Annotated in this window: 13 protein-coding genes; 2 read left to right on the forward strand and 11 right to left on the reverse strand. The window is 73.0% G+C overall.

Annotation, left to right across the window (positions count from 1 at the left end; genetic code table 11):
• Positions 1-93: 93 nt before the first annotated feature.
• Positions 94-465: an MGMT family protein gene (locus ACIPPM_RS14660; protein WP_401447296.1), complete on the reverse strand. Its 372-nt coding sequence runs from the start codon at positions 463-465 to the stop codon at positions 94-96.
• Positions 466-648: 183 nt separating this feature from the next.
• Here ACIPPM_RS14660 and ACIPPM_RS14665 point away from each other — a divergent pair, with 183 nt between their 5' ends.
• Complete coding sequence (locus ACIPPM_RS14665; RefSeq protein WP_401447298.1) at positions 649-3420, forward strand: YbhN family protein; 2772 nt, start codon at positions 649-651, stop codon at positions 3418-3420.
• A gap of 24 nt (positions 3421-3444) precedes the next feature.
• On the opposite strand, the gene ACIPPM_RS14670 is transcribed toward ACIPPM_RS14665, so the two are convergent.
• Positions 3445-4707, reverse strand: a complete 1263-nt coding sequence (locus ACIPPM_RS14670) for an MFS transporter (protein ID WP_401448476.1) — start codon at positions 4705-4707, stop codon at positions 3445-3447.
• A gap of 17 nt (positions 4708-4724) precedes the next feature.
• Entirely contained in the window at positions 4725-5264 is a 540-nt protein-coding gene (locus tag ACIPPM_RS14675; protein WP_401447299.1) for an ArsR/SmtB family transcription factor, read from the reverse strand.
• 137 nt (positions 5265-5401) lie between these two features.
• Between ACIPPM_RS14675 and ACIPPM_RS14680 the strand changes: the two genes are divergently transcribed.
• A complete protein-coding gene (locus ACIPPM_RS14680; protein WP_401447301.1) occupies positions 5402-6943 on the forward strand; it encodes an alpha/beta hydrolase in 1542 nt (513 codons plus the stop codon).
• Positions 6944-6949: 6 nt separating this feature from the next.
• Here ACIPPM_RS14680 and ACIPPM_RS14685 read toward each other — a convergent pair whose 3' ends face one another.
• From ACIPPM_RS14685 to ACIPPM_RS14720, 8 genes are all read right to left on the reverse strand, one after another.
• Complete coding sequence (locus tag ACIPPM_RS14685) at positions 6950-7459, reverse strand: hypothetical protein (RefSeq protein ID WP_401447303.1); 510 nt, start codon at positions 7457-7459, stop codon at positions 6950-6952.
• Positions 7460-7530: 71 nt separating this feature from the next.
• Positions 7531-7818, reverse strand: coding sequence for an SUKH-3 domain-containing protein (locus tag ACIPPM_RS14690; protein ID WP_401447305.1), 288 nt, complete (start codon positions 7816-7818; stop codon positions 7531-7533).
• Positions 7815-8303 (reverse strand): hypothetical protein, encoded by a 489-nt coding sequence (locus tag ACIPPM_RS14695; RefSeq protein WP_401447307.1) that lies wholly within the window; start codon positions 8301-8303, stop codon positions 7815-7817. The genes ACIPPM_RS14690 and ACIPPM_RS14695 overlap by 4 nt, the downstream gene beginning before the upstream one ends.
• A gap of 19 nt (positions 8304-8322) precedes the next feature.
• On the reverse strand, positions 8323-9351 hold the full coding sequence (locus ACIPPM_RS14700; RefSeq protein WP_401448479.1) for a MerR family transcriptional regulator: 1029 nt from the start codon (positions 9349-9351) through the stop codon (positions 8323-8325).
• A gap of 139 nt (positions 9352-9490) precedes the next feature.
• Positions 9491-10669, reverse strand: coding sequence for an adenylyltransferase/sulfurtransferase MoeZ (moeZ, locus tag ACIPPM_RS14705; RefSeq protein WP_401447309.1), 1179 nt, complete (start codon positions 10667-10669; stop codon positions 9491-9493).
• Positions 10670-10733: 64 nt separating this feature from the next.
• Positions 10734-11474, reverse strand: coding sequence for a spherulation-specific family 4 protein (locus ACIPPM_RS14710; RefSeq protein ID WP_401447312.1), 741 nt, complete (start codon positions 11472-11474; stop codon positions 10734-10736).
• Positions 11462-12421: an NAD-dependent epimerase/dehydratase family protein gene (locus ACIPPM_RS14715; protein WP_388995810.1), complete on the reverse strand. Its 960-nt coding sequence runs from the start codon at positions 12419-12421 to the stop codon at positions 11462-11464. Before ACIPPM_RS14715 ends, ACIPPM_RS14710 begins: the two co-directional genes overlap by 13 nt.
• Positions 12422-12607: 186 nt before the next feature.
• Entirely contained in the window at positions 12608-13678 is a 1071-nt protein-coding gene (locus ACIPPM_RS14720) for a hypothetical protein (RefSeq protein WP_401447314.1), read from the reverse strand.
• Positions 13679-13792 lie beyond the last annotated feature (114 nt).

A 13792-nucleotide genomic window follows, 5' to 3' on the forward strand; every position in this document is an offset into this window, starting at 1 on the left:
GGCTCCCGCCCCAACGAACGTACGTCATGTCGCGGACGTGCCCGGTGTCCCCCGTACGAGCGGACCCCGAGCCTCGGCCCTTGCCGGGAGCCGTCAGCCGTGGTGGGCCGGGGTCCCGTCCCAGCGGGCCCGTCTCATGTCCAGGCGCGGCAGATGCCCCTCGGCGGCGCGGGACGCCTGCTTCAGCGGGGTGCCCTCGGCGCGGTAGTGGTCCAGGGCGCGCAGCTCATGGCCGGGCAGCAGCGCCCCGTCGGCCCGCACCACGCGCCACCACGGCACCGCGCCCCCGTACAGCGCCATCACCCGGCCCACCTGGCGCGGCCCGCCCTCCTCCAGCCACTCCGCGACGTCCCCGTAGGTCATCACCCGGCCCGGCGGAATCCGCTCGGCCACGTCGAGCACGCGCTCGGCGTACGCCGGAAGTTCGTCCGGGTGCCCCTCCCCGGCAGGGCTCTGCTCGCTCATCCGTCCCATCCTGCCGTATGCCTACGACAATGGGACGAGGCCGGCCAGGGGCGTCCGGACGGGTCCACGGCCCGCCCAAACGCACTTTTCGCACCCCATCCGCACCCTGATGCCCCCTCGCGCCCCTCAGTCGTGCCACCATCGTGCGGGCGGTGACCGGTGATACGAGACCAAGAAGAGACCATGAAGCAGCAGGGTGTGCACCCCGACGACGCGGAGGGCACCTCTGGCGCGTCCGCGCGCCCCGGCACCTCCCGCGAAGCCATCGACGGCCCCACCGAGGACACGGGTCCGCGCGCGCGTGAAGGCGACGCCCCGGGCGTCCCCGCGCGGGCGTACGCCCCCAGGCGGCCCGGCGACGACGTCCTGGAGGAGGTCGAGGGCGACGAACCGCTGCTCCCCGCGCGCGTCCACCGCCCCTCCGACCTCATGCGGCTGCTGGTGGGCGTGCTGGCGATCGCCCTGCTGCTCGCCATCGCCGCGTTCGCGCACGGCACCACCTCGGGGCTCGAACAGGACATCAACAAGGGCACCGGCCAGGCGCCCGACCTGCTGATCAAGATCGCGGGGCTGGTGTCCAGCATCGCGATCCTGCTGGTCCCGGTGGCCTTCGCCATCGAGCGGCTGATCAAACGCGACGGGCTGCGGATCGCGGACGGTGTGCTCGCGGCGGTCCTCGCGCACGGCGTCACCCTCGCCACGGACCTCTGGGTCGCCCGCGCGGCGCCCGGCTCCATCCAGGAGGCGCTGACCCAGCCCGCGCCCGGCGACGTGCACGCGCTGACCGACCCGGTGCACGGCTATCTCGCGCCCGTCATCGCCTATATGACGGCCGTCGGCATGTCCCGCAGACCCCGCTGGCGCGCGGTGCTGTGGATCGTGCTGCTGCTCGACGCGTTCTCCATGCTGGTCACCGGCTACACCACGCCGTTCGCCATCATCCTGACGGTGCTGATCGGCTGGACCATCGCCTACGGCACCCTCTACGCCGTCGGCTCCCCCAACGTCCGCCCCACCGGCCGCACCCTGATGGCGGGGCTGCGCCACGTCGGCTTCCACCCGGTCAGCGCGGTCCGCGAGGAGGGCCCGGAGGCGGAGAACGGCGACCGGGGGCGGCGCTACTTCGTCACCCTGGAGGACGGCCCACCGCTCGACGTGACCGTCGTCGACCGGGAACAGCAGGCGCAGGGCTTCTTCTACCGGGCCTGGCGCAACCTCACCCTGCGCGGCTTCGCCACCCGCTCCAGCCTCCAGTCCCTCAGACAGGCCCTGGAGCAGGAGGCGCTCCTCGCGTACGCGGCCATCGCCGCCGGAGCCAACGCCCCCAAGCTGATCGCCACCTCCGAGCTGGGCCCCGACGCGGTCATCCTCGTCTACGAGCACACCGGTGGCCGCACCCTGGACTCGCTGGCCGACGACGAGATCACCGACGAGCTGCTGCACAAGGTCTGGCACCAGGTGCGCGCGCTGCAGTCCCGGCGCATCGCGCACCGCAGGCTCGCGGGTGATGCCGTGCTGGTGGATCGTTCCGGCAAGGTGATCCTCGCCGAGCTGCGCGGCGGGGAGATCGCGGCGGGCGATCTGCTGCTGCGCATGGACGTGGCCCAGATGCTCACCACCCTCGGCCTCCGGGTGGGCGCCGAGCGGGCCGTGGCGTCGGCGGTCGCGGTCCTCGGCCCGGACGCGGTGGCCGACTGCCTGCCGATGCTCCAGCCGATCGCGCTGACCCGCTCCACCCGCGCCACCCTGCGCAAGCTGAACCGGGAGCGCGCGGAGCGGGAGCGGGAGGCGGTGCTGGAGTCGTCCCGGCTGGCCAAGCAGGCCCGGCTGGAGGCCGCCTCCGAGGAGGGCGCGGCCCTGCCGGAGAAGCCCGACAAGAAGACCGTCCGCGCCGAGCAGCGGGCCGAGAAGCGGGCCATCGACGAGGCGATCGACGAAGCTCGCGAGGAGGACCTGCTCACCCAGATCCGGCACCAGGTGCTGCGGATCAGGCCGCAGGCCCCGGTCGAGCCCGCCCGGCTGGAACGCATCCGGCCGCGCACCCTGATCAGCTTCATCGCGGGCGCGATCGGCGCGTACTTCCTGCTCACCCAGCTCACCCACATCGAGTTCGGCAAGCTGTTCGCGCAGGCCCAGTGGGGCTGGGTGGCGGCCGCGGTGGCGTTCTCCGCGCTCAGTTATGTGGCCGCCGCGATGGCGCTGCTCGGGTTCGTGCCGGAGCGGGTGCCGTTCGTGCGGACGGTGGCGGCGCAGGTCGCCGGGTCCTTCGTGAAGATCGTCGCTCCGGCGGCGGTCGGCGGTGTCGCGCTGAACACGCGGTTCCTCCAGCGGCAGGGGGTGCGGCCGGGGCTCGCGGTGGCGAGTGTGGGCGCGTCCCAGCTCTTCGGGCTGGGCTGCCACATCCTGATGCTGCTGTCCTTCGGCTATCTCACCGGCACCGAGAAGACGCCGTCGCTGTCGCCGTCCCGGACGGTCATCGCCGGTCTCCTGACGGTCGCGGTGCTGGTGCTGGTGGTGACGTCGGTGCCGCTGCTGCGGAAGTTCGTCGTCACGCGGGTGCGGTCGCTGTTCGCCGGGGTGGTGCCGCGCATGCTGGACGTGCTCCAGCGGCCGCAGAAGCTGGTCACCGGCATCGGCGGCATGCTGCTGCTCACCGGCTGCTTCGTGATGTGCCTGGACGCGTCGATCCGGGCGTTCGGCGACGAGTCGGCGCACATCAGCATCGCCGGCGTCGCGGTCGTCTTCCTCGCAGGCAACGCGCTCGGCTCCGCCGCGCCGACCCCCGGCGGCGTGGGCGCTGTCGAGGCGACGCTCACCGTGGGCCTGATCGCGGTCGGGCTGCCCAAGGAGGTGGCGGCTCCGGCGGTGCTGCTGTTCCGGCTGCTGACGCTGTGGCTGCCGGTGCTGCCGGGATGGCTGGCGTTCAATCATCTGACCCGTAAGGGAGCCCTGTAGGGCGGGGCGCCCGCGCGGCAAAGGTCACGACGTCTCGGGGACAGGCACCCGCGATGTCTCGGGGTCCGGGTCGGGGTCCGGGGCGGCGGCACGCAGCGCCGCTTCGACCCGACGGTCGCTGGTCATGGATGCCGTGATGGCCGTCATCGCCAGCAGGAGACCGGCGGCGGCGTAGAGCGGGGTGCGGACGTCGTAGGTGGTGGCGAGCCAGCCGCCGAGGAACGCTCCGACGGGGGCGGCGCACATGGCCAGCATGCGGGAGGTGGAGGCGACCCGGCCCATGAGGTGGGCCGGGACGATCGCCTGCCGGAGGGAGGGCGCGAGCACCATGGTGGCGCCCATCCCGGCCCCGCAGACGGCGAGTGCCAGCCCGGCCACGTACGGGTTCGGGGCGGCGGCCAGGCCCAGGACGGCCAGCCCCTCGATCGCGGCCGTGCAGGTCAGCGCGGTGCCGGTGCCGAGTCGTCGGCCGAGCTGGGAGGCGATGCCCGCGCCGAGCAGGCCGCCGGTGGCCTCCGCCGTGAGGAGCAGGCCGAAGCCGTAGGTGTCGATGCCGAGGCGGTCGTGCGCGAAGAGGGCGAGGACGGTCTCCACCGCGAGGAAGGCGATGTTGCCGACCGCGGGGCGGAGCGCGAGCCCGAGCAGCAGCCGGTCCCGGAAGACGTACGAGGCCCCGGCCCGCGCCTGCCGGAGCAGCGACTCGCGGGCCTCCGGCACGGGACGGGGCAGGGCGGGCAGCGTACGGACGAGCAGCGCCGAGAGCAGGAACGACACCGCGTCGGCCAGCAGCGGGACCGCCCGCCCCACCGCGAGCAGCGCGCTGCCCGCGGGTGGCCCCGCGAAGCCGGACATGGCGGTCTGGGAGCCGCGCAGCCGGGAGTTGGCGCGCTCCAGCAGCGCGGGGTCGCGGCGGAGCAGATCGGGCAGGAAGGCCGTGGCGGCCGTGTCGAAGAAGAGCCCGCCGAGGCCGAGCAAGAAAGCGACGGCCGCGAGCAGCGGAATGCTCAGGGCGTCGAGCAGGGCCGCCGCCCCCGTTACGGCGAGCAGCAACGCACGCGCCGCGTCCGCGACCCACATCGTGCGGCGGCGGTCCCAGCGGTCCACCAGCGCGCCGCCGAGCACCCCGAACAGCAGCCAGGGCAGCGTCCCGGCGGCCGTGACGACGGCGAGTGCCATCGGGTCCCGCGTCAGCGTCAGCGCGAGCAGCGGCAGCGCCGCGTGCGTCACTCCGTCACCGAGCGAGGAGACCGTCTGCGCGGTCCACAGCCGACCGAACCCGGTCGGCAACTTCTTCGCGTCTGCGGTCACTTGGCGTCCCCCTCGGCCTGGTCGCGGCGCGCCGGGTGGAACAGCGCGAAGACGAGGGACGTGTCCGGCAGCGAGGGATCGGACAGCTTCCGGTACTCGTCCGCCAGCGCCTCCAGCCGCGCCCCCAGCTCCGCGAACTGCTCGTCGGTGAGACGCAGATGTGCCATCCGTACGTGCCGCTCGCTCTCCGCCGACGACGCCTCCAGGTCCGCCACGGCGTGCCGCATCAGCACGTCCGGGCCCCCCTCGCCCGGGTCGGGCAGCACGATCGACCGCGCCGCCATCGCGTAGTACCGCTCGGTGACCCCGCGGACCTTCCGGGTCCGCACCACCTTCACCAGCCCGGCCCGCTCGAGCAGCCGCACGTGGTAGCTGGAACTTCCCTTGGCCAGGCCGACCCGCTCGGCGATCTGGGTGATCGTCGCGGGCTCGAAGCGGAGCACGGCCATGATCCGGTGCCGGGTGAGGTTGGAGACCGCCCGTAGCTGGTCGTCCGTGGTGACGTGAAAGGTCTCTGGCAGATCGTCGGTAGGCATGCGCCCAATGGTCAACGTTTCTTGACCATTGGGCAAGGGAATTCACGCAGACTCCTGGAATCCGCCGTCCGGCGCCGCCGTACTCCTTACGGACCGCGCCCCGCGCGGAGTCGCGGGCGCGCCGTGAGGATGGCTGTATGCCGAACCCTTCCCGGCCGCGTGCCGCCGCCCTGACGACCGGTGCCGTGCTCGTGGCCGCCCTGCTGGCGGGCTGCGGCGGGTCGGGACACGGGGACCTGACGAAGCAGAAGCTGGAGTGGAAGGACTGTCCGGCCCCGTCCGAGGCGGAGGGCGGCGGCCCGGCCCCCTCACCGCTGCCCGGGGGCACGAAGTGGCAGTGCGCGACCATGAAGGCGCCGCTGGACTGGGGCGAGCCCAAGGGCGACACGATCGGCATCGCCCTGATCCGGGCCAGGGCGGACGGCCCGGCGAAGGACCGGATCGGCTCGCTGGTGTTCAACTTCGGCGGCCCCGGCGGCAGCGGCGTCACCACGCTGCCCGCGTTCGGCGAGGACTACGCGGCGCTGCGCACCCGGTACGACCTGGTCAGCTTCGACCCACGCGGGGTCGGCCGCAGCGCGCCGGTGCTCTGCGAGAGCGACTCCCAGCTCGACACGTACTTCCAGCAGGACGCGACCCCCGAGGACACCGCCGAGCAGAAGCAACTCTTCGCCCGCACCGAGAAGTTCAACGACGCGTGCGAGCAGCGGTCGAAGAAGATCCTGCCCCATGTGCGCACCACGGACGCGGCCCGCGACATGGACCTGATGCGCCAGGTGCTCGGCGACGACAGGCTGCACTACTTCGGCATCTCCTACGGCACCGAACTCGGCGGCGTCTACGCGCACTTGTTCCCGGGGCGGGTGGGCAGGGCCGTCTTCGACGCGGTCGTGGACCCCACCCAGACGCCGGAGCAGGGGGCGCTCAGCCAGGCGCGCGGGTTCCAGCTCGCGCTGGACAACTTCGCCGAGGACTGCACGTCCAAGGTGGAGGAATGCCCCCTGGGGGATACCCCGGACGACGTGAAGAACCGTATCGCCAAGCTGCTGAGGGACCTGGAGAAGAAGCCCATCCCCGGCATCCCCCCGCGTCGGCTGACCCAGACGGCGGCGACCAACGGCATCGCGCAGTCGCTGTACTCCAAGGACTTCTGGGAGTACCTCACCGAGGGTCTTGAGCAGGCGTACGACGGGGACGGCAGGGTGCTGATGCTGCTGTCCGACTCGATGAACGGGCGGTCGGAGAACGGCGAGTACAGCAACATCACCGCGGCCAACATCGCCATCAACTGCTCGGACGAGAAGCCCCGTTACGACGCGGCCTACATCCAGGGCAAGCTGTCCGACTTCCGCGCCGCCTCCCCCGTCTTCGGCGACTACCTCGCCTGGGGCATGGCCGGCTGCGCCGACTGGGCCGTCCCCGGCGCCGCCGACCACCCCGACGTCCACGCCCCCGGCTCCGCCCCGATCCTGGTCGTCGGCAACACCGGCGACCCGGCGACCCCGTACGAGGGCGCCCGCGCGATGGTCGACGCCCTCGGCAAGGGGGTCGCCGTCGAACTCACCTACAAGGGCCAGGGCCACGGCGCGTACGACAGCAAGAACCCCTGCGTCCAGAAGGCGGTCGACGACTACCTCCTGACGGGCCGCACCCCGAAGCCGAACACGGTGTGCTCCTGACGCGCCCTACGAAGGACCGCTGCGGCTCTCCGGCACGGACGGCGCGGGCCCGGTGAGCCGGGCGACATCGACACCCCGCCCCCGCAGATACGCCTCCGCCCGGTCGGCCAGGCTCCGGTAGCGCGGCCAGGTGGGAATCCCCGCCACCTGCGCGTCCCGGTACTCGAGGAACGTCCTGCCCGCGTACTTCATCCTGACCAGCGGGACCGCCCACAGCTCGAGGACGTCCCTCTCGCTCACGTATCCCTTGTGGCAGTAGAGCCCGACGACGTCGAAGGCCGCGAACGCCCGGTTGACGACGGCGTAGTCCTCCGCGCTCAGCTCCTCCACCCCGACGCCCCGCTCGCGCATCCGGAACAGCGCGCGTCTGCCCTCCTGCAGCTCAGGACTGATCAGCGACTCGTGCAGCTTGAGGAGGGCGTCCCGGCGGTCCTTGCGACGGGCCACGTAGAGCGAGAGCACACTGATGACGACGGCGACGACCGAGATGACGACCGACGTGCCCTGACCATCCACCCGTGGTTCCCCCACTCCCCCGACAGCCCCGTCCTGGCTGCCCATCCACGGCGAGGCGCAAACAGCCGCTCCTACCCCACCTCGATCCGGCGCGGAGCCACACCGCGCACGAGGTTCTCCAGGGCCCGGGGCGCGAGGCCGAAGGAGGCGAGCCACGCCTCGACGAGGTAGATCTCGGCGGCCTCGTCGATGGCCAGGAAGAACCGGCCGTGATCGAGCTCCCCGAGCGGGAAGAGGCGGCGCCCGAGGGACTCGCCCCAGTCACACATGGCTCGCCAGCGGTCCGTGTCCACTCTCCGTCCGGGCTCCCACCCCGACGCCTCCAGCGCCTCGACGACCTCGGGAGTCCACTCGCTCATCCCGGGACCACCCTCCGTGTGCGGTCCCGGTCCGCGATGGCCTCGGCGACCCCCTCGATGGCGCCGCGTACGAGGTCGCCGTACGGGCCCGGGGGGAGGTTCGGGGCGTGGGAGCGGGCCGTGTCGATGTGTTCGGTGGCCGCCTCGAAGGAGCCCAGGCGGCGGTAGTTGTCGGCGAGGTTGAGGTGGAGGGAGGGGTGGAAGCCCGCGGTGTGCAGGTCGGCGTGGTGCTCCTGGACGCGCTCCTCGGTCAGGGCGTCGGCGGCGTCCAGGGCCCGGATGTCCCAGGCCAGGGCCTGGGCGGGGTCGTCGTAGAGGTCGGCCAGGTAGTGGGCGAGGGAGCAGCGGTGCAGCGGGTCGCCGGTGACACCGATGGTGGACCACAGGCGCAGCAGTTCTACGCGGGCGGCGGCGGTCTCACCGGCTCGGCCGACTTCGACGGCTTTGCCGATGGCTTCCATGGTCGGATCGGGATTCGTCGTCATGGGATGTCCTCGTCGTCGCTCAGTCGGTCTTGACCGGCATGATCAGGGTGGTGAGGTCGCCTCGGTCGGCGGAGCGGACCGTGACCGGCTGGTCGTCGCCGCGCAGGTCGAGCATCACGTCGGGGCCGATCGCGGTGCTCACGGCGGGATAGAGCGTGGTCAGCTCGAAGCAGATCCGGAGGGGCCTGCCGGTGGCCGTCGCGGGGACAGGGGCGCGGTCGCCGACCTCCACGCGCTCCGGGGCGATGTGCAACGCGACGCGATCGCCGGGTTGCTCTTCCAGGGCCCGTAGGAACAGGTCCTTGGGGACCGTCGCACGGGTGGTGACCTCGCCCAGCGAGGCGAGCAGCAGCCGGTGGTCGGGGAACTCCTCGGTCAGCAGCCGACAGTAGCGGTCCTCCCGGCCGGTCACCCGGAGCCAGATCCCGTGCGGCACCGTTTCGAGCCGTACCGCCGGGCCGCGGCGAACCTCGGCGGCGGCAGCCCGCAGTTCGTCGCCGTCGACCGTGCCGGACCAGACCCGGCGCGGCCGTTCGGCGGGTACCAGGGTCCGGGTGGCGAGCCGGTAGCGGTCCGTCGCGGTCAGGGTGACCGCCTCCTGGCTCACCTCGACCCGCACCCCGGCGAGCACCGGCATCGTGGGCTCCCGCGCGGTCGCCGTCAGCACCTGTTCGACGGCATCCGCGAACACCGGCCCCTTCAGCACCGCGATCGTCGGACCCGGCACATCGCCACCGAGCGCGGACCTGATGACAGCGGCCTTGCGCCACGCCTCGGCCGCGTTCCCGACGACCCCCGCCACATGCTCGTCCAGCAGCCGCACCGCGTCCTGGCCCTCGGCCCCGAGCACCGCCTCGACACCGGCGAGCGGCATCGCGATCTCCCGGAGCTGCCGCAGCACGGTCGCCCGCGCCACCTGGCCGGTGCTGTAGTAGCGGTAGCCCGACACCGGGTCGACCTCGGCAGGGGGCAACAGCCCGGAGTCGGCGTAGAAGCGCAGCGCACTGGGCGTCAGGCCACTGCGCTGGGCGAAGACACCGATCGGCATCAACTCGGAATTCGGCACCGCGCCATCATCAGGCTTCGACCAACTCGAAGGTCAACACACCTCGACACACGGCGAAGGCCCACGGCCCCCGTGATTCAGGGGGGCCGTGGGCCTCGAAGGCCGGGAAGGCCGGGAAGGCTCAGTACACCGGCTTGCTGGGTTCGATCTGGTTGACCCAGCCGATGACGCCGCCGCCCACGTGGACCGCGTCCGCGAAGCCCGCGGACTTCAGGACGGCGAGGACCTCCGCACTGCGGACGCCCGTCTTGCAGTGCAGGACGATGCGCCGGTCGTGCGGGAGGGACTCCAGGGCGGTGCCCATGAGGAACTCGTTCTTCGGGATCAGCTTGGCGCCGGGGATGGAGACGATCTCGTACTCGTTCGGCTCGCGGACGTCGATGATCTCGATGTTCTCGCCGTCGTCGATCCACTCCTTGAGTTGCTTGGGAGTGATCGTGGAACCGGCGGCGGCCTCCTGGGCCTCCTCGGAGACGACGCCGCAGAACGCCTCGTAGTCGATGAGTTCCGTGACCGTGGGGTTCTCGCCGCACACCGCGCAGTCGGGGTCCTTGCGGACCTTGACCTGGCGGTACTGCATCTCCAGGGCGTCGTAGATCATCAGGCGGCCGACCAGCGGGTCACCGATGCCCGCGAGCAGCTTGATCGCCTCGTTGACCTGGATCGAGCCGATCGACGCGCACAGCACGCCGAGCACGCCGCCCTCGGCGCAGGAGGGGACCATGCCGGGCGGCGGAGGCTCCGGGTAGAGGCAGCGGTAGCAGGGGCCGTGCTCGGACCAGAAGACGGACGCCTGGCCGTCGAAGCGGTAGATCGAGCCCCAGACGTACGGCTTGTTCAGCAGCACGCACGCGTCGTTGACCAGGTAGCGCGTGGCGAAGTTGTCCGTGCCGTCGACGATCAGGTCGTACTGGCCGAAGATCTCCAGCACGTTCTCGGCCTCGAGCCGCTCCCCGTGCAGAACCACGTCCACGTACGGGTTGATGCCCTTGACCGTGTCCCGCGCGGACTCGGCCTTGGAGCGGCCGATGTCGGCCTGGCTGTGGATGATCTGCCGCTGGAGGTTGGACTCGTCGACCTCGTCGAACTCCACGATGCCGAGCGTGCCGACACCGGCCGCCGCGAGGTACATCAGGGCGGGCGAACCCAGGCCGCCGGCGCCCACACAGAGCACCTTGGCGTTCTTCAGCCGCTTCTGCCCTTCCATCCCCACGTCCGGGATGATCAGGTGGCGGGAGTACCGGCGGACCTCGTCTACGGTGAGCTCGGAAGCGGGCTCGACCAGGGGTGGCAGCGACACGGGGACTCCGTTGGTCGGTCGATCACTACGGGTTGTTCTCCCCGTAACACTGCCACGGCCTTCTTCATTCCGAGACACCCGTTCCGACCCGCGAGACGAAATCGTCCCAGTGGCCGGGCATCGTCTCCCAGGGGTTGGCCCGGCCGCCGTGGTCCGTGCGGTCGGTGAGGTAGACCGTCCCGGCGCCCTGCCAGCGCGCGATGCGCAGCGCCTCCTCCAGATGACCGCGCGGCACCCCGTGCACGAAGTGGCAGAAACGGCTCTCCGGGTAGTCGGCGGTCCACTCGGCCACCTGCGACCAGCGGTAGTCGGCCCAGGAACCCCGGAAGGTCACCAACTGGTCGGCGTTCTCCGCGTACCCCGGACAGGGGTGGGTGCCGTGGCCGAGGACGATGTGGGTGTCCCCGGCGAGCGCGCGGAGCATGCCGATCACGCGGCGGACCTCGGGGAGCGCCGTCCGGTCACCGGGACACCGCTCCAGCAGGAAGCCGTCGACGCGGTACCAGTCGAGGTGGCGGTGCGCGTCGGACACCAGGTCGGCGAAGGGGCGCATGCCGTGGGCGAGGTCCAGGTGGCCCAGGACGCGGACGCCGCCGTTGCGCAGCCTGCCCGCCGCCTCCAGGCAGTGCGGGTCCGGGCAGGTGCCTGGCCCGGCGGCGACGTTGAGCACCACCCAGTCCAACGGCGTTCCGGGGCGCGCCAGTTGGGCCCACTGGGCGGGCGCGGTCAGCGGGTGCGCGTAGTCGGGGACGCCGATCGCGGTGCGTACGCCGGTGACTGCGGGCGCGCTGGTCAGATGCGGCATGCCGCCTCCATCCAGATGTCCGCGAGGGACTCCTCCAGGTTGATCCGGGGCCGCCAGCCGAGCCGGTCGCGGGCGGTGCGCACATCGGCCTGCTGCCAGCTGCCGCAGCCGTCCGGGTACGGGTACGCGACCGGCACCGCGTGGTCCAGGTCGCCGCGCGGATGCCCGATCTGGCCGCGCAACGGGCCGGGCGGGGCGTCGAGTTCGTTGAGCGCACCGCCGTACCCGGCGACCCGGGCGAGGACGGTGGCGGCGTCGCGCAGGCGTACGGCGCGGCCGGAGCCGATGTTGATGACGCCCTGCGCGGCGGAGAGCGAGGCGGCGTGCACGGCGCGGGCGACGTCGCGTACGTCGACGAAGTCGCGCTGGACGCCGAGCCCGGCGAGCTTGAGTTCGCCGTCGCCCGCCTGCATGGCGCGGCGCATGGCCTCCGCGAGTCTCCCCAGGGGTGACCCTGCCGGGGTGCCGGGTCCGGCGGGCGAGAAGACCCTGAGCACGACGGCGTCCAGGCCGGAGCCGAGGACCAGTTCGGTCGCGGCGAGCTTGCTGACCCCGTAGGGGCCGCCCGGCCGGGGTACGGCGTCCTCGGCCGTGGAGGAGCCGGGCTGGCTGGGCCCGTACTCGGAGCCGCAGCCGATCTGCACCAGCCGGGCCCCGCAGCCGCTGCGGCGCAGCGCCTCGCAGACGGTGGCCACGGCGACGGTGTTGTGCCGGGTGAGGTCGCGGGCGCCGCCCCGGGTGGCACCGGCGCAGTTGACGACGACGCCGGGGTGCACGGCGTCCAGGAACCTGGTGAGCGCGCCGGGGCTGCCGGTGGCGAGGTCGAAGCGGACGTCTGCGTCGTCGCCCCGGCCGAGCACGGTGAGCTGCACGGCGGGGTCGGCGAGGAGGCGGTCGGCGACGAAGCGGCCGATGTACCCGTTGGCTCCGATCAGCAGGACCCTCATAGAGCGGCTCCCGAGGTGTGCGCCGCGGCTGCTCCCACGGGCCCGGCCACTGCGGTGACTCCGTGTCGGGAGGTGGTCATCTGGTGTTCTCCTTCTCAGGGATGAAGGTCTCAGGGATGAGGGGGGAGTGGGCGGGGCGGCGGTGGGGCGCCGGTGCCGTGGGGGAAGAGCGGGGCGCGCTGTGCCTCACTCCGGGCCCCCTACGGGCGCGTGGGCCGAGGCTCGGGTGAGGGTGCGCAGGGCGTGGGCCAGGAGGACCAGGGCCGCGCAGCCGCAGGTCAGGGTGGGGATCGCGGCCGCTCCCAGGGGGTCGACCAGGGTCGTCACCGGGACGGCGAGGAAGCCGCAGTCCGGGAGGCGTCCGCTCAGGACCAGCGCCGGGGCGGCCAGTTCGGCGGCCGCCGCCGCGCCCAGGACCACGGCCGGGGCGTGCCGGTGCCGGTGGGCGGTGAGGAGGCGGGCGAGGAACAGCAGGGCGCCCAGGGTGAGGGCCTGCGGGTAGGCGGGGTTCTCGCCCAGTACGGCGCCGGTCAGGGCGAGCAGGCCGGTCAGGGCGGCCAGGTACAGCGCGAGGACGCCGAGCAGCAGGGGGCGCGCGCCGGAGGTGAAGTCCTCCAGGCCCCGGCTGCCCGCGAGCCGTCGGCGGGCGCCGAGGTCGAGCAGGTGGGCGCACCAGGCGGCGGGGGCGCAGGCCAGCGCGAGGGCCAGTACGGGCGCGGTGGCGGCGGGCCAGGGGCCGTCCGGGGCGCCGGTGGGCAGCGCATCGGGGCCGCCGCTGACCACGGCGTCCAGGAGGCCGTCGCCGAGCAGGGCGTACCCGAGGAGGCAGACGGTCCACACGGGGGCGGAGGGCCTCGGGGCGGCGCCGGGGCGGGCCGCGAGGGGGCCCCGGGCGAGGGCGGCGCGTACGGCGAGGGCCAGGGCGAGCAGTCCGCCGAGGGCCACCAGGGGGCGGGCGGTGCCGTGGCCGAACCGCAGCCCCACCGCGGTGCCCGAGGCGACCGCGCCGGGCAGCAGGGTGAGCAGCACCCACCCGGTACGGATACGGGGGCCGGGGCCGGGCGTGGGCTCGGGGGACGGGTCCGCGTCGCGGGGCACGCGCGCGTACAGCTCCTCGGCGAGCGAGAACACGTCCCGGTGCCGGTACCGGGCGGCGGAGCGGTCGGTGAAGCCGTGCGACTCCAGCCCGGCCGCGATCTCCAGCGGGTCCACGGCCCGCTCGCACAGCTCCCGGTGCTGGTGCAGCAGTGCCTTCACGGGGTCGACGGCACCCCGGCGGGGGGCGCTGCCACGGGCGTCGCCCTCGGCTTCCGGGGTCCCGTCAGCACCGGGAGCGGTCCCCGGCGTCACCGTGCCGTTCACCGGCCCCGG

It is taken from the genome of Streptomyces sp. NPDC090119 (genome assembly GCF_044747085.1).
In the GTDB taxonomy this organism is placed as follows: domain Bacteria; phylum Actinomycetota; class Actinomycetes; order Streptomycetales; family Streptomycetaceae; genus Streptomyces.

Excerpts from the sequence above, each read along its gene's own strand:
- ACIPPM_RS14660 (WP_401447296.1), bottom strand. The coding sequence starts at position 465 with ATGAGCGAGCAGAGCCCTGCCGGGGAGGGGCACCCGGACGAACTTCCG.
- ACIPPM_RS14665 (WP_401447298.1), top strand. The coding sequence starts at position 649 with ATGAAGCAGCAGGGTGTGCACCCCGACGACGCGGAGGGCACCTCTGGC.
- ACIPPM_RS14675 (WP_401447299.1), bottom strand. The coding sequence starts at position 5,264 with ATGCCTACCGACGATCTGCCAGAGACCTTTCACGTCACCACGGACGAC.
- ACIPPM_RS14680 (WP_401447301.1), top strand. The coding sequence starts at position 5,402 with ATGCCGAACCCTTCCCGGCCGCGTGCCGCCGCCCTGACGACCGGTGCC.
- ACIPPM_RS14690 (WP_401447305.1), bottom strand. The coding sequence starts at position 7,818 with ATGAGCGAGTGGACTCCCGAGGTCGTCGAGGCGCTGGAGGCGTCGGGG.
- ACIPPM_RS14695 (WP_401447307.1), bottom strand. The coding sequence starts at position 8,303 with ATGACGACGAATCCCGATCCGACCATGGAAGCCATCGGCAAAGCCGTC.
- ACIPPM_RS14700 (WP_401448479.1), bottom strand. The coding sequence starts at position 9,351 with ATGCCGATCGGTGTCTTCGCCCAGCGCAGTGGCCTGACGCCCAGTGCG.
- ACIPPM_RS14710 (WP_401447312.1), bottom strand. The coding sequence starts at position 11,474 with ATGCCGCATCTGACCAGCGCGCCCGCAGTCACCGGCGTACGCACCGCG.
- ACIPPM_RS14715 (WP_388995810.1), bottom strand. The coding sequence starts at position 12,421 with ATGAGGGTCCTGCTGATCGGAGCCAACGGGTACATCGGCCGCTTCGTC.